Origin of the sequence: Pseudomonas sp. (assembly GCF_026224925.1) — a bacterium.
In the GTDB taxonomy this organism is placed as follows: domain Bacteria; phylum Pseudomonadota; class Gammaproteobacteria; order Pseudomonadales; family Pseudomonadaceae; genus Aquipseudomonas.
This window is the reverse complement of sequence record NZ_JAMFRV010000179.1, coordinates 13,090-28,770: the sequence shown is the minus strand read 5'-3', so window position 1 is coordinate 28,770 and position 15,681 is coordinate 13,090. Positions and strand designations below refer to the sequence as shown.

The 15,681-nt window shown below is 57.4% G+C and carries 14 protein-coding genes; 5 read left to right on the top strand and 9 right to left on the bottom strand.

Going from position 1 to position 15,681, the window contains the following annotated elements:
• Both M0974_RS07760 and M0974_RS07755 read right to left on the bottom strand, forming a co-directional pair.
• A partial coding sequence (locus M0974_RS07760) for a glycosyltransferase family 2 protein (RefSeq protein WP_297834908.1) occupies window positions 1-769 on the bottom strand: 769 nt, incomplete at its 3' end.
• On the bottom strand, window positions 766-1,140 hold the full coding sequence (locus M0974_RS07755) for a GtrA family protein (RefSeq protein ID WP_297834905.1): 375 nt from the start codon (window positions 1,138-1,140) through the stop codon (window positions 766-768). The genes M0974_RS07755 and M0974_RS07760, both read right to left, overlap by 4 nt.
• A 370-nt stretch (window positions 1,141-1,510) precedes the next feature.
• On the opposite strand from M0974_RS07755, the gene M0974_RS07750 reads away from it, so the two are divergent.
• From M0974_RS07750 to M0974_RS07735, 4 genes are all read left to right on the top strand, one after another.
• A complete protein-coding gene (locus M0974_RS07750; protein ID WP_297834902.1) occupies window positions 1,511-2,563 on the top strand; it encodes an HlyD family secretion protein in 1,053 nt (350 codons plus the stop codon).
• 52 nt (window positions 2,564-2,615) lie between these two features.
• On the top strand, window positions 2,616-4,103 hold the full coding sequence (locus M0974_RS07745; RefSeq protein WP_297834913.1) for an MDR family MFS transporter: 1,488 nt from the start codon (window positions 2,616-2,618) through the stop codon (window positions 4,101-4,103).
• Window positions 4,104-4,224: 121 nt separating this feature from the next.
• Complete coding sequence (locus M0974_RS07740; RefSeq protein ID WP_297834899.1) at window positions 4,225-5,703, top strand: methyl-accepting chemotaxis protein; 1,479 nt, start codon at window positions 4,225-4,227, stop codon at window positions 5,701-5,703.
• Window positions 5,704-6,012: 309 nt separating this feature from the next.
• Window positions 6,013-6,240 (top strand): hypothetical protein, encoded by a 228-nt coding sequence (locus M0974_RS07735; protein ID WP_297834896.1) that lies wholly within the window; start codon window positions 6,013-6,015, stop codon window positions 6,238-6,240.
• Here M0974_RS07735 and M0974_RS07730 read toward each other — a convergent pair.
• From M0974_RS07730 to M0974_RS07705, 6 genes are all read right to left on the bottom strand, one after another.
• Complete coding sequence (locus M0974_RS07730; protein ID WP_297834894.1) at window positions 6,209-7,006, bottom strand: thioesterase family protein; 798 nt, start codon at window positions 7,004-7,006, stop codon at window positions 6,209-6,211. The two genes, M0974_RS07735 and M0974_RS07730, sit on opposite strands and share 32 nt — an antisense overlap.
• Window positions 7,007-7,112: 106 nt before the next feature.
• Window positions 7,113-7,880 (bottom strand): CHAD domain-containing protein, encoded by a 768-nt coding sequence (locus M0974_RS07725; RefSeq protein WP_297834891.1) that lies wholly within the window; start codon window positions 7,878-7,880, stop codon window positions 7,113-7,115.
• The gene (locus M0974_RS07720; RefSeq protein WP_297834888.1) at window positions 7,881-9,875 is read right to left on the bottom strand and encodes a DUF3488 and transglutaminase-like domain-containing protein; all 1,995 of its coding nucleotides are present in this window, start codon (window positions 9,873-9,875) and stop codon (window positions 7,881-7,883) included.
• Entirely contained in the window at window positions 9,872-10,867 is a 996-nt protein-coding gene (locus M0974_RS07715; RefSeq protein WP_297834885.1) for a DUF58 domain-containing protein, read from the bottom strand. Before M0974_RS07715 ends, M0974_RS07720 begins: the two co-directional genes overlap by 4 nt.
• Window positions 10,837-11,754 carry an AAA family ATPase gene (locus M0974_RS07710; RefSeq protein ID WP_297834882.1) on the bottom strand — a complete coding sequence of 306 codons (918 nt, stop codon included), beginning with the start codon at window positions 11,752-11,754 and terminating at the stop codon, window positions 10,837-10,839. Before M0974_RS07710 ends, M0974_RS07715 begins: the two co-directional genes overlap by 31 nt.
• A 161-nt stretch (window positions 11,755-11,915) precedes the next feature.
• Entirely contained in the window at window positions 11,916-12,194 is a 279-nt protein-coding gene (locus tag M0974_RS07705) for a hypothetical protein (protein WP_297834877.1), read from the bottom strand.
• 151 nt (window positions 12,195-12,345) lie between these two features.
• Between M0974_RS07705 and M0974_RS07700 the strand changes: the two genes are divergently transcribed.
• Window positions 12,346-13,404, top strand: coding sequence for a patatin-like phospholipase family protein (locus tag M0974_RS07700; protein ID WP_297834874.1), 1,059 nt, complete (start codon window positions 12,346-12,348; stop codon window positions 13,402-13,404).
• Window positions 13,405-13,506: 102 nt separating this feature from the next.
• On the opposite strand, the gene uvrB is transcribed toward M0974_RS07700, so the two are convergent.
• Window positions 13,507-15,522: an excinuclease ABC subunit UvrB gene (uvrB, locus tag M0974_RS07695; protein WP_297834871.1), complete on the bottom strand. Its 2,016-nt coding sequence runs from the start codon at window positions 15,520-15,522 to the stop codon at window positions 13,507-13,509.
• Window positions 15,523-15,681 lie beyond the last annotated feature (159 nt).

Below are 15,681 nucleotides of genomic sequence, written 5' to 3'. Positions count from 1 at the left end.
TGTTACCGAACAGAACCTTATCCAACACCATATAACCTGCATATAGTAAAGCCATCAGAGATATTACGCCGCCTATATAACTCCACAAGCGCAACGGCAATGTACTGAACGAAGTGATGCCTTCAAGTGCCAAATTCCATAATTTCCAAACATTGAATTTACTCTGGCCAATCGCGCGTGGCTCCCGGTCGTATTCGACGATGGCAACATTAAAACCGGCCCAAGACAGTACACCTTTCATAAACAGCTGTTGCTCAGGCAGGGCCTTGATCACGTCCACTACTTTACGGTCCATCAACCGGAAGTCGCCGACGTTTTCTTCGATGTGGGTATAGGCAATGCGATTGAGCAAATGATAGAACAACAAGGCACTGTAACGCTTCAGGTAGCTGTCGCTGGAACGATCCCGGCGCTTGGCCAAAACCACATCGGCGCCCTTCTGCCACTCGTTAATCAGCTGCGATACCACCTTGATCGGGTCTTGCAGGTCCACATCAATGGGCACCACCGCCTCGCCACTGGCATATTCAAGCCCGGCGAATAGCGCGGCTTCCTTGCCGAAGTTACGGGAAAAATTGATCAACAGCACTTTGCTGTCGGCCAGGGCAATGGCTTGGGCACATTTGCCCGTGCGGTCGGTGCTGCCATCGTTGACAAATACGATCTCGACGCTGTGCGCCTGCAGCGAAGGTGCTTGCCGGACGGCCTGATAAAACACGGCCACTGCCTGTTCTTCATTGAACACCGGCACAATCAATGAGAGCTTCATGATTCATGCACCCGAAACACCAGCCACTTGGAGATCAGGAAACCAACAACCAGACTGGTCAGGGAAAACACCACCACCGTGACAATGCCCGGCAGGTGCCAGCGATCGGCCGCCCCACCTACGACCACGCTCAAGCCGCCCATGCATATCATGAACATCAGGTAGCGCCCCAGAGAGACCGGCATGGCAAAGGTGAAGATGGCGTTCGCATAAAAGGAAAAGGACGCCGCCGCACAAAACGCCAAAAAGTTTCCGAGGGCCTGACTGGCGTCGAAAGCGGCTCGGAGAACAAAAAACAGCTGCCAATGGATCAAGGTACTGCCAATTCCGATCACCGTGTAGGTAGAAAATCCCTTCCAGACCCTAGTCATAGCCCCCCCCCGCAGTCCATCGCAGCCTGGTTCCATCAAGCCACTTCGCTCATCACTCGTCTACTGTCAGAAATAACAGGTAGGGCGACTTTTTCGATCAGCGGCCTAAAGAAATTCAGCAATACCCTTACCTTTGCAATTGGAGGTACAAACCGGAACAGCCGAAACTCTCATCGGGAAACAGGGTGGGTAGTATCTTCCGCAGCTAAAACTACCCGATATGGCTTTTCGTACACCATCTTCTCCGAACGCTTTAGGCTTCCTTAAATGAATACCGCACCATCAGCCGCGGTCATTTTCAGGCGCATGGCTATATGCCAGAACTGAACACTGATAAATTCGCTTACATTTCAAATAATTCAGATAAATCATGCCTGCTCAACTCAAGCGCCGCCTGTTCGTGTTTTTCACGATTGCCCTGCTCATCGCCCTCGCCTTCTTTGCTCAGTGGTACTTCAGGGGGCGCTTTTACGAAACCACTGACAACGCCTATGTTCAAGGTGAAATCACCCGCATCTCCAGCCAACTGGGTGCCAGGGTCGAGGAAGTATTGGTACAAGACAACCAGCACGTCGAAAAAGGTCAACTGCTGATCAAACTGGACGCAGCCGACTTCCATATGGCAGTCGACCGGGCGCAGGCGATGCTCGCGACCCACGAAGCCGAGCGTATTCAGGCGCAGAGCAAACTGACCCAGCAAGGTAGCCTGATTGCTTCCGCTCAAGCACAGGTTGCGTCGACTCAGGCAACTTTTGGTCGCACGCAGATCGACTTGAACCGCGCGGAGACCCTGCGCAAGCCGGGTTACATTTCCGAAGAGCGCGTCACCACGCTGTCCGCCGACAGCCATATTGCACGCTCGCAAGTGACTAAGGCCCAGGCCGACGAGCAAGGCCAGCGTCAGCAGGTGGTCGCGCTCGGAGCAGAAATCAAACGCCTGGACGCGCAGATTGCCAACGCACGAACTGACCTGGCCCAAGCCAATCTCAACCTGCAACGCAGCGAAATACACGCGCCCATCAGCGGCTTGATTGGTCAGCGGGGAGCGCGTAACGGTCAGTACGTACAGGTGGGCGCTTATTTGTTGTCCATCGTGCCCGACGAGGACATTTGGGTGCAGGCCAATTTCAAGGAAACCCAGATCGGGCACATGCAGCCTGGCCAATCTGCCGAGCTGACGTTTGATGCGTATTCCGACACGCCGATTCAAGGCAAGGTCGAGAGCCTGTTCGCCGCCTCTGGCGCGCAATTCAGCCTGTTGCCACCGGACAACGCCACGGGCAACTTCACCAAGGTCGTACAGCGTATTCCGGTGAAGCTGACCTTCGCCGCCGACAACCCCTTACACGGCAAAATTCGCCCCGGCATGTCGGTTACAGTCAAAGTAAAAGTCAAAACTGACGGCGCCGACAGTGGCCGGTGATCAACTGATCAGCCCCGTCGGCGAGCCCAGCCGACGGGACTGGATCGCGGTCATGAGCGTGATGCTGGGCGCCTTTATGGCGGTGTTGGATATCCAGATCACCAATTCGTCACTCAAGGACATTCAAGGCGCGCTGTCGGCCACCCTCGAAGAAGGCTCATGGATCTCCACCTCCTACCTGGTTGCGGAAATCATCATGATTCCGCTCACCGCCTGGCTGGTGCAATTGCTCTCTGCGCGGCGTCTGGCGGTGTGGGTGTCGTGCGGTTTTCTGATCGCGTCGATGCTGTGTTCCATGGCCTGGAGCCTGAACAGCATGATCGTGTTCCGCGCTTTGCAAGGCTTCACCGGCGGCGCTTTAATCCCGCTGGCGTTCACCATGACTCTGATCAAACTACCACTGCACCATCGCGCCAAAGGTATGGCCCTATTCGCGATGACCGCGACCTTTGCGCCCTCGATCGGCCCGACATTGGGCGGCTGGCTGACGGAAAACTACGGCTGGGAATACATTTTCTACATCAACATTCCGCCCGGCCTGTTGATGATTGGTGGCTTGCTCTACGGCCTGGAAAAGAAAGCCTCGCATTGGGAACTGCTGAAAAGCACCGATTATTTGGGCATCGCAACGCTGGCCGTGGGACTGGGATGTTTGCAGGTATTTCTTGAAGAAGGCCATCGCGAGGATTGGCTCGAATCAGACCTGATCGTAGGGTTGGGCAGTATTGCGCTGATCAGCTTGCTGACCTTCGTCATCGTCCAGCTTTCCAAGCCTGAGCCGCTGATCAACCTGCGGATTCTCGGCGAACGCAACTTTGGCCTGTCGAGTATTTCCAGCATCGGCATGGGCGTGGGGCTGTACGGTTCGATCTATTTACTGCCGCTGTACCTGGCGCAGATCCAGGGCTACAACTCGCAGCAGATCGGCGAAGTGATTATGTGGATGGGTATTCCGCAGCTGTTTTTAATCCCGTTGGTGCCGCAACTGATGAAAGTGATGCCGCCAAAATTGCTCTGCGCAGCGGGTTTTGGGCTGTTCGGTTTTGCCAGTTTCGCCTCCGGGGTTCTGAATCTGGACTTCTCCGGGCCACAGTTCAATCAGGTGCAATTGATTCGGGCTTTGGGTCAACCGATGATCATGGTCACCATCTCGCTGATCGCCACGGTGTACATCCAGCCCAAAGACGCAGGTTCGGCGTCGAGCCTGTTCAACATTTTGCGCAACCTTGGCGGCGCCATCGGTATCGCCCTGCTCTCGACCCTACTCGACGCACGGACCAAGGTGTACTTCGATTACTTGCGCGAAGCCATCGTGCCGAGCAACCCGCAAGTCGCTGAGCGCATGGCGCTGTTCACTGACAAGCTGGGCAATGAGACGGCGGCGCTGGGCAAACTCAGTGAGATCGCCCATCAACAGGCAACGATCATGGCCTACAACGACGCGTTCCACTTCGTCGGCATCGCACTGACGGTGAGCATGATCGCGGTATTGCTGACCAAAGCCCTGCCGCAGGGAGCCAAACCCGGAGCAGCGCACTGATCTGAGACGCCAAGGGTTAAGTCAGCGTGCGTTGATCCACATCAAGAGGCCTGGCGAAGAAATGCAGCACAATAATGGCACCTTGCCTTTACCTGTTCCGCTAATCAAAAGAAGACCTCTCATGGGCGCCTGGCTTAGCAATATTTCGCTGAAATACAAATTCTGGGCCGTGAACGCGGTGGCCTTCTTCACCACCCTGATGTTGGTGCTGTACGCCTTGCAGCTTGAACAGCATGCGCGGGTTAACGCCGCGCAGGATTCAGCCCAAGCCCAGGCGCACCTACTGGGCAGTTGGCCAGGGAACCAACCATTGCCTGTCGCAGGCAATCTGCTTGCTTATGCCCAAGGTCAGGCGCCGACCCTTAACGGGCACCCACTGCCTGCGTTGAGCAACGGCAGCGGCTGGGTCGATCTCAAGTCGCAGCTGCCGGACGAAGACACCCTGATCGGCGCTGAAGTTGTCGCCCGACCCGATGGTAAGCGGCTGGCGGTGCTGGCTTATGCGCCAAGCCTTGAACAGGTCGTGGCCGAACGTTTTGTCCAATACTCGGTGGCAGTGTGTATTTTGATGCTGCTCATGCTCGGCGCGTCGCAATTGCTGATTCGATTTTTGCTGACCCAACTCGACACGCTGAAGGACGTCATGCTCCATGTGGAGAACAGCGGCGACCTGTCTGCCCGCGTGCCTTTGATTGGCGAAGATGAAGTCGGACAGATGGCCAAGGCGTTTAATGCCATGCAAGCCGGTTATCAGCGGGTGGTGAATACGGTTGCGCAAACCGCCGCTCGCCTTGATGACGGCGCAGTCAGGCTGGCGGCCGGCATGAGCGAGGTGCGCCACGGCATGCTGGGCCAGCAGAGCGAAACCGATCAAGTCGCCACCGCCATCAATCAAATGACCTCCACGGTGTTCCATATCGCGCAAAATGCCACGGCAACCCGCGATCAGTCGCAAACTGCCGACGCGTTGGCTGGCACCGGTAAAGAGGTCGTTAATCGTGTGCAAGCGTCTATCGAAAGCTTGTCCAGCGGCGTGCAACAGACCGCCGAAATGATCCAGCAATTGGCTAAGGACAGTCAGAAGATCAATAACGTCGTTAGCGTCATTCATAGCATTGCTGAGCAAACCAATCTGCTCGCGCTGAACGCCGCTATCGAGGCCGCCCGCGCAGGTGAGATGGGCCGAGGATTTGCGGTAGTAGCGGATGAAGTACGCAACCTGGCGAAGCGGGTACAAATCTCCACCGATGAAATCACCCAGATGGTCGCCGCGTTGCAGGCCGGCACCCGCGACGCGGTGGATTTCATGCAAGAAAGCTCGTTCAAGGCCGATGACTGCGTGCAATTGGCCAAAGAAGCAGGCGAAGCGCTGGCAGCCATCACCGGTGCCGTGGCACACATGCGAGAAAGCAACACACTGATCGCCGTGGCAGCGCAACAGCAAAGCCAAGTAGCAGAAGAAATGAACCGCGCCGTGGTCAGCATTCGCGATGTAACCGAGCAGACCGTGCAGCAAACCGTAGAGTCCGCCACCACCAGTGGAGAATTGGCGACCTTAGCGGGCGAGTTGAGCCGGGCGATTGGTCAGTTGAAGTTGTGAGTGGTTGCTGACCGAAGGCGCTAGTCAGGTAGACCTCGCCGCGTCCTTCGCAAGCGAGCTTGCTCCCACAGAATCGGGGAAATACCCTAGCCCAGCGCCATGCCAAGAACCCTGTGGGACCGAATTCATTCGGGAAGCGGGCGGCGCGGTGTATCAGCCAGACCGAGGCGCGGCCTTCCCGAATGAATTCGGTCCTACAACACAGCTGGCCCGGCGTCTATCACTGCCATAGCCAACTTCGATTCGCCGCCCCGCTACACCGAGGCCTATTCTTCAAGCATTGAAAAGGCGCTTGAAGAGGACCGCGACATGAACAAACTATTAGCAACCATCGGACATTCCCGCGTGTACGCTCACAGCGTGCGCAACCCATCGGATCTGGCGTTGCGGGTGCTTGCCCTGCCTATGTCGATTGTCGGCGGACTGTTGCTGGTGGATGGCCTGCTGGAGTCGAGCCTGCCATCCATCGCCATTGGCGTGATCGTGCTGGTCGCGGCGAAGGCTTTTAGCCAAACACCGTTACCGTCTGCCGACTGATCGCCACCAACTCACCGTTTGGCGCCCAAAGGTAAGCGGCTGTGTGGCCGTAACCATCGCGGGCATGCTCAATCACTGCTCGGTATAGGCACCAGTCCAGCGTGTCCATTTGCGGTAAAGGCTGCACAAATTCGATGGTCCAGGTCAGCGAGCTTCCCGGCGCAGGCTTACTCAAGTGCGGCAATAGCGCGGGTGGCCACGTGTCGACCAAGGCCAACAGATGCGCCACGGTCAACGGTTCCTGTTTGACATCGCCACGAAAACGCACGTACCCGCCGATTTCCCGCGAAGGCGTATTGCTGAACGGCAACCCTCCCAACCCCCAACGCATGCTCATGAAGCGCAGATATTCCGGGGTAATCCCGGGGATAAACGGTAACTCCTGGCAGTCTTCAACCGGCTTGAGCGAGGGTGCAGGCTCGGCCTGCACTGAAATCACTGAAGCCCTGGGGGCACCGAAACTGCCTTGAATAATGGTCATGACCTGACCGTCCTGCATGGCTCGGCCCAGTACTTGGCTGACGGCTTTGCCCTCACGCAGCACCTCGACCTCGAAACTGATCGGCACCCCTGGCGCAGCGGGTCCGACGAAGGTGATCGCCAGCGAACGAACTGGCCGATCGGCCGGCACCTGAGCGCGCATCGCCTCAAACTGCAACGCAGCCATCAGCCCACCGAAGCACGCGCGGCCCTGGCCCCATTCGCCCGGAATGACCACGCTAAGAGGATTATCACGTACAGCATCAACCAACTCGGAAAAGCTCATGCAGACCTCATGTCTGGCAAACATCAAAAAAGGACTGCCAGAATCTTAACCAGCGCAGTGCCACTGCGCAGAGTTCATTTACGCCAAAGTGCCGCCTGATCAGGATTTATTTGCCAAAGCAGGCTTTCCCCAAACGCTCCAACGCCCGGTCGGCGTCCTTTTCGGCTCGCTGGATGTCCTTCAGCCAGCCCGGCACGCAGCGGGCCAAATCCGTCTGTTCCTTTGCCTGCGCCAGCCATTGCAAATGATCGTGCCAGTCGCCCAATGCGGCTTGCGCTTCTTTCAGACGCTTTTGACTGATTTCGTTGGTTTTATCCAACTCCGGATACGCCTCAGCGGCGTAGCGCACACGCTTGATCAGCAACCGCAGACGATGCCGATCGTGGGCTGGGTCTTCCATGGTGTCGCGAAGCTTTTTCCACTGTTTGTTCAGGCGTTTTTCAATACGTTGCTTCAATTCGTGCAACAGGCCTTGATGTTGCGACGCCCTTAGAAACCGTGGAAATGCGTCCAGCACACTAAACAATTGATTCAGCTCGGTGGACGTCGAAACACCCGCGTAAGCCTCGTCCAACGTGTTTCTGCGCTGGCGAGCCGCTTCAGCCATGCCTCGTTGTTGCAGGTACGCCGCCAACACTTCCCGATCACGTATTGGCGTGGTCAGTTGACCGACAGCTTTGGCTGCCAGCTCAAGTTGCTCGACGCCTGGCAACCCGCGTAATGGCCGCAACACGCTGCGCAGCCGCCTTACGGTAATGCGCAAGTCATGTAACGCTTCGCTGTCAGTCACAGCGGTAAGCCGGGCGTGGCAGGCCATTAATCTCACATCCAGGCCCAGCAACTGCGCGACAAGACGGTCAACCAATGCAGACATTTATCTCTCCTCCATCGTTTTAATAGTGGAAAACCGCCACGGAAAACGTCGCCGGAGCTGTCTCAAATGGCGCCGCAATGGCATCAGCGAACGTCGCTGGCCAGCGTAGCGCAGTGCTTCAAATTCAGCCGAGAAGGCCAGGATTAATTCAGCCTGAGCTGGAAACCTCAGTGCCGCCCGTTGTGAAAAAGCCTGGGCGGCCTCCGCCTCTCTACGGTGCAAACCATGGCGCGCCAGTAGCCGTTCAAAGGATTTAAATACCCGCAACTGCGGGTCATTTTCACGCTGCCAGGGCTTGAACAACCACAGCGCCAACAGCGCGATAACCGCTGCCGCGCCGCCGAAAAATACCACGCCATCAAACCCGGCAAACCAACGGCTGAGAACTTGCACCTGCTGCCGGCCTTGATAACCCAGCACCCAACGTTGCCAACCGTAGTTGAGATTATCCCAGCTCATGCGAAAGGAATTGAGCCAAGGCAAGTTTCGGTATCGCAAAGCGGAAAAAGGTGAGTCAGCCAGAAATTCTTCATTGGCCGCCAACGCCTGTTCCAACCCCTGCTCAACCCGCAGCGGAGCCACCGCAGCAGTAGGGTCAACGCTGCGCCAGCCGATGCCAGGACGCCAATATTCAACCCAGGCATGGGCGTCGAACTGGCGGACGCTTACGTAATGACCCTCTGGGTTCAGTTCGCCGCCCTGGTACCCCGCCACCACCCGGGCCGGAACGCCCGCCGCGCGCAGGACGAAGGTCATGGCACCGGCGTAGTGCGCGCAGAAACCGCTACGGCTGTTGAACAGGAAATCGTCGATGCTGTCCGCACCCAGGATCGGAGGCTTAAGGGTGTAGTGATAAGGCTCATCGCTAAAATGCGCGAGCATTGCGTCTACCAATGCGTCGACCCGTGGATAACGCCGGTTAAGGTCAGCGGCCCATTCCCTGGATTGCGGATTGCCACGCGCGGGCAGTTGCAGATTCTGGCGTTGGGTGGCCTCGCTCAATTGTGTTTCGCGAATCGCCTGGGGCCAGGAGTGAACACTGTAGAGCAGCGTTTGATCCACCGGGTGTCGCCGTTGCAGACGAAAATCGTTCATTTGGCGCACATCGGCCAAGGTGGTTTCAGCGATGTCCAGTGCGGGCAGCCAAGGTCGCCCACTGGGCTCCATGACGATGCTGTAGCTGCGCTCATCACCGCGCTTTTGCCAATCCGGTATTTCAATGCGCATCGCTTTACCAGACTGCGACCAGCGCCGACCGTCGAACTGGTCCAAGGTCAATGCGCGCCAATACAGCTGATTTTGCGCGGGCATTGGCCCGTCGAAGCTGGCGCGAAACGCCAATGCGGCCGAACGGCTAATGTCAGCCATGTCGCCCGGAGCCATGTTGTCGGAAAGCCCGGTGATCCCCTTGTTACTGGGCTGCGGCAACGACCACAGCGGCTCCAGCCGAGGAAAAAACAGGAACAGCAACAACATCAGCGGTACGGCCTGAAGCATCAGCTTGGCAGCCAATTTAAGCGAGCCAGAGGCTTTGCTCGTCGGTAGCGATTGCTGCAGGCCGATCAGGCCCGCCAGTAACATGCTGACCGGCAGCAACGAATAAAGCCCCCAAAGCAGTCCGTCCTCGAACAGATAGCCCACCGAGACACAAAAAAAACCCAGAAAAATCAGCACCAGCGCATCACGACGAGTGCGCATCTCCAGGGTTTTAAGGATGAAGGCACCTAGTAGCAGCGACGCACCGGCATCCAGCCCTACCAGACTGCCTCGGGACAGAAACACCCCGGCGATGGTCGCAACAAACAGCACTGATTTGAGCAGCGTGCCGGGGTAGTCGGCGCGCATACGCAACACCTGGACCCGCCACGCGGTACAGCCCAACCACAAGCCAATCATCCAGAACGGTAAATGCGCCAGAAAGGGCACAGTGACCAACGCTTGGGCGATTAACAGCCAGATCAAACTGGTGCGGGGAATGGGCAGGTTCAGGTTCATTGTTGGCCGCCCGACGGCGTGCCAAACAGGGCGAGCGCTTGCAAGCAAGCTTCGCGGTGCTCGTTTCCGCTGCTCGACGGCAGCAGAAAACCGGGTAGGCGCAATGCAAACGGTTGCCGCCGCTGGGACAATTCCAGGACCCAATAACACAGCCGCGACAGGCGTTCTTCGATGTCGCCACCCAATGCCATGAAGTCCAGACACAAGTCGTGGCCACTGACGTCGGTAAAGTCTTTGATCAGTAGGCCCTGTCCTCGGGAATAAGCCTTCCAATGCAAGCGGCGTTTGGAATCCCCCGGTTGATAGAGCTTCAGTCCCTGATAATCATCGACCCCTGGGCCCAGGGTGGCTTCGCCCAAGTCATCAGCGTGGGGTTGCGCACCTTTTAACAGCGGCATCGCACCCGCCATCGGCCGCGGAAAAATCAGTACTGACTGCTGCAGATCCAGCCAGCTCCAGGCGCAAAAGATGCTCAACGGAAAGACACTTTCGACCCGCAGGCGTGGCGCCCGTAGCCAACCGCGGTTGAGCGCTGGCAGACCGATGTCGATTTCAGCCAAACCGGCACCGGGCACGTCGAGTTCCTGCAACTGTGTCACGTCCCAGCCCAGCGCAATCGCCTGATGACTACGTTTGGCGCTTTCCAGACGCAAGCGCAGCATCAATGGCTCGCCAACGAACACCGAACGTGCGGAGCCTGCGCTCAGCACCAAGCCACTGAGGTTACGAAAGGTGTGCAGGATCGTCAGAATGCCGACCGACATCAGCAGGAAGGTCATGCCGTACGCCAAGCTATTTTGGTAGTTGATCGCAACCAACAACATCAGGACCAGCACCAGTGCGAAGGTCGCCCCGGTGCGAGTGGGCATGATGAAGATTCGCCGGTGATTCAACTCGACGCGGGACGCTGGCGGTATTCGCCGCGCCAGCCAACGCTTCCAAAACGGTTTTAGCGGATCCATCACAACACTGGCACCTCCCGCAGTAGCCATTGCACCAACACGCCGCCACCATGCCCGGTGGGGTCGGAGCGCTCGCGCAACCGATGGCCAACCACTGAAGGCAGCACCGCTTGCACATCTTCCGGGATCACATAATCCCGGTCCGCCAACAGCGCCCAGGCACGGGCGGCGGCAAGAATTGCCAGGCTCGCCCTTGGCGACAGGCCCCAGGCAAACTGTGACTGACTGCGGGTCGCGTCCACCAAACGCAGCACATAGTCGACCAACGCATCACTGGCGCGGACTCGACGGGCCAGCGCCTGCAAGGCCGCTAACTCAGTATGGTTGAGGATTGCTTGTAGGCGCGGCAGTAAATCTCGCCGTGGCTCGCCTTGAAGCAGAGCTTTTTCCGCCGCTTTGGCTGGATAGCCCAACGACAAGCGCATCAGAAAGCGGTCGAGTTGTGATTCCGGCAGCGCAAAGGTGCCGCCTTGGCTGAACGGGTTTTGCGTAGCAATCACAAAAAACGGATCGGGCAGCGGCCGTGTTGCGCCCTCAATCGTTACCTGACCCTCCTCCATGGCTTCGAGCAAGGCGCTTTGGCTTTTCGGTGTGGCCCGATTGATTTCGTCTGCCAGCACCAATTCTGCGAAGATCGGCCCTGGGTGGAAGGTGAATTGCCCGGTTTCCCGATCAAACACTGAGGTGCCGAGGATGTCACCGGGCAGCAGGTCCGAGGTGAATTGAATCCGCTGAAAGCTCAGCCCCAAGACTTTCGCCAACGTATGACTGAGGGTGGTTTTGCCCATGCCGGGCAAATCCTCGATCAGCAAGTGCCCGCCCGCCAGCAGGCACGTTAGGGCCAAACGCACTTGCGCGTCTTTGCCCAACACCACTTCATTCACCGCGTTGAGGCATGCGTCGAGTTTACTGCCCATAAAAAGCCTCCCCAGACGACTGTATGACGGCAACCGAGGCCAGATAAGTGCCCACTGTAAAGTCTGCGCAATGTGTTTAACCAGCCCCCACAACACAAAAGCCACCGAGCGCTGACTGCGCTCGATGGCTTTGGGTGAAAGCGTGGAAAGTTACACGTGTATCAACGGCCCGCGCGGGACTCCGTGATGTAGAAACGCGCTTTCTCAGCCTTGCTCGAACAACCTTCATAGGCTTCGAACTGCTGCTGGGTTTTAGCACCGGTCAACAGCGACAGCGCTTTGGAATAGCTCACGGTGCCAGCAAAGCCTTCGGCTTTTGCCAGGTCCAGCTCGTGCCAGGCGGCATCAAGTTGAGTAGCGCAGCTGTCGCGGTACGCGGTTTTCCCGGCGCAACCTGCGAGAACCAAAGCAATCAATGGCAAACAGATCCAGGCTTTCATTGGTGTTCCCTCAAGAGTTAAATTCGACTGTGCTGGGGTTTGACGGTGCACGCGCCGAAAAGTGCCGTGGACCAAGCGTCGGCAAGGGTAACTCAGTTCCAGCGGGACCGCTTCGCGCGTATGGTGAATGAACTGCGACCTGGGAAAAAACATGAAAAAACGAATAGCACTGGTGCTTGGCTCCGGAGGCGCGCGGGGTTATGCGCACATCGGGGTGATTGAAGAATTGGAACGGCGCGGCTACGACATCGCCTGCATCGCTGGTTGCTCCATGGGTGCAGTGGTCGGCGGCGTTTATGCGGCTGGCAAACTCAAGGAATACCGCGAGTGGATTGAAAGCCTGGATTACCTAGACGTGCTGCGCCTGGTCGACGTCAGTTTCCGTCTGGGGGCGATTCGCGGGGAAAAAGTCTTCGGTCAGATCCGTGACATCGTCGGCGAAATCAATATTGAAGACCTGCGAATCCCTTACACGGCGGTGGCGACTGACCTGACTAATCAGCAGGAGATCTGGTTTCAGGAAGGCTGTTTGCACCAGGCGATGCGTGCCTCCGCAGCGATTCCGAGTCTGTTCACCCCGGTGATGCAAGGCAATCGGATGCTGGTGGACGGCGGCCTGCTTAACCCGCTGCCCATCGTGCCAGTGGTGTCCAGTCATTGTGATTTGATCATTGCGGTCAACCTTAACTCGACCAACCAGAAGCACTATCAGTTGCCCGTAATTGAACGCCCGCCAGCGGTGAAAAAACGCTTCGACAACTTGATCAATTCGCTGGGTTCGCATTTGCCGTTCCGCCGCAAGCTGGAACCCACCACTGACGTTGATGTGTTGCGCCTGGAACAAGACAGCCTTAGATCCAGCGGTGCAACGATTGACAACCCTTGGCTGAATGACGGCGCCAACCCGCAAGCACAGCAGCCGTCTGCTGCGCCGACGGCAGAAGGTGCACCGAGTTCTGCCAGTGGCTCGTTCATCATCGACAACGTCGGACCGGCGTCTTTGCTGGACTTGATCAACCAGAGTTTTGAGGTGATGCAGACGTCGTTGGCGCAGTACAAGATCGCCGGTTATCCGCCGGATATCCTAATCAACGTGCCTAAGCGAGTGTGCCGGTTTTTCGAGTTTTACAAAGCGCCGGAGCTGATCGCATTAGGTCGCGAGATTGCCAGGGATACCCTGGATCGGTATGAGGCTGAGCATTATCATTGAAAGGAGTTGCACCAAATCTGTGGGACCGAATTCATTCGGGAAAGGGCCGTACCTGACACACCGCCTTCCCGAATGAATTCGGTCCCACAGATGGATTCGCGATCAAACCACCAATAACCGCTCGCGCAGTTTGCCGATCTCGTCGCGCATTTGCGCGGCGGCTTCGAATTCGAGGTCGCGGGCGAGTTGGTACATCTTTTCTTCCAACTGACGAATACGCTTGGTGATCTCGCTTGGCGAGCGCAGTTCGGCTTCGTATTTGGCGTTTTCCTCGGCGGCTTTGGCCATGCCTTTGCGCTTTTTGCTGCGCGATCCGGGCACGGTGGCGCCTTCCATGATGTCGGCAACGTCCTTGATTACGCCTTTCGGAGTGATGCCGTGTTCCAGGTTGTAGGCAATTTGCTTGTCACGCCGACGATCCGTCTCACCAATCGCCCGCTCCATAGAGCCGGTGATGCGGTCGGCGTAAAGAATTGCTCGGCCGTTGAGGTTACGGGCAGCGCGGCCAATGGTTTGGATCAGCGAGCGTTCTGAGCGCAGGAAGCCTTCTTTGTCGGCATCGAGAATCGCCACCAGCGACACTTCCGGCATGTCCAGACCTTCGCGCAGCAGGTTGATCCCCACCAACACATCGAACACCCCCAGGCGCAGGTCGCGAATGATCTCGACCCGCTCCACAGTATCAATGTCCGAGTGCAAATACCGCACGCGGCAGCCGTGGTCGGCGAGGTAGTCGGTAAGGTCTTCGGACATGCGTTTGGTCAAGGTAGTGACCAACACTCGCTCGCCCAAGGCGACGCGTTTGCCGATCTCCGACAGCAGGTCATCAACTTGGGTCAGCGCCGGGCGAATCTCGATTTGTGGGTCAACCAGACCCGTTGGCCGCACCAACTGCTCAATCACCCGACCGGCATGTTCAGCTTCGTAGTTACCCGGCGTCGCGGACACAAAGATGGTCTGCGGGCTGACGCTTTCCCATTCGTCAAAGCGCATCGGCCGGTTGTCCAGCGCAGACGGCAAACGGAAGCCGTATTCGACCAGCGTTTCTTTGCGCGAGCGGTCGCCCTTATACATGGCGCCCACTTGCGGCACGCTGACATGGGATTCGTCGATCACCAGCAACGCGTCCGCCGGCAAATAATCATACAACGTTGGCGGTGGCGCGCCGGATGGACGCCCGGACAGGTAGCGTGAGTAGTTTTCGATGCCGTTGCAGTAACCCAACTCAAGGATCATTTCCAGGTCAAAGCGGGTCCGCTGCTCCAGACGCTGCGCTTCCACCAGTTTGTTGTTACTGCGCAGGTACTCCAAACGTTCCTGAAGCTCGACCTTGATGTGCTCCATGGCCTCCACCAGGGTTTCCCGCGGGGTCACGTAGTGGCTTTTCGGATAGAACGTGAAGCGTGGCAGTTTGCGAATAACCTCACCGGTCAACGGGTCGAACGCCGACAGGCTCTCCACCTCGTCGTCGAACAATTCGATGCGGATCGCTTCGAGGTCCGATTCAGCAGGGTAAACGTCGATCACGTCGCCACGTACCCGGAACGTTGAGCGGGCAAAATCCATATCGTTGCGGGTGTACTGCAAGTCAGCCAAACGCCGCAACAGCGCGCGCTGGTCGAGTTTGTCACCACGGTCGACGTGCAGCACCATCTTCAAATACGTTTCGGGGCTGCCCAGACCATAAATACACGAGACCGTGGTGACAATGATCGCGTCTTTGCGCTCCAGCAATGCTTTGGTAGCGGACAGGCGCATCTGCTCGATGTGGTCATTGATTGACGCATCCTTCTCGATGAAGGTGTCCGACGACGGCACGTAGGCTTCTGGCTGGTAGTAGTCGTAATACGAAACGAAATACTCAACCGCATTGTTCGGAAAGAACGCCTTGAACTCACCGTACAGTTGCGCCGCCAGGGTTTTGTTCGGCGCCAGCACCAGCGTAGGGCGTTGCACCTGCGCGATCACGTTAGCGATGCTGAAGGTTTTTCCGGAGCCGGTTACACCCAGCAATGTCTGGTGCGCCAGCCCGGCTTCGATCCCCTCAACCATCAGGCGAATAGCTTCCGGCTGATCGCCGGCAGGTTCGAAACGGGTTACGAGCTGAAACTCGGGCATAGGTGACCTCTGGGTTCGTTTCGGCGCGGAAATCCGGGCAAAAACGAGAAAACTGCGAACGACTGATGCCGCCGGGAAACACACGAAGACACTACAAATGGAGCCGGTAGCGCGACCTTTCAAGCGGTCGGGCTCATTTGAGGTTAAACAATTGCGCTT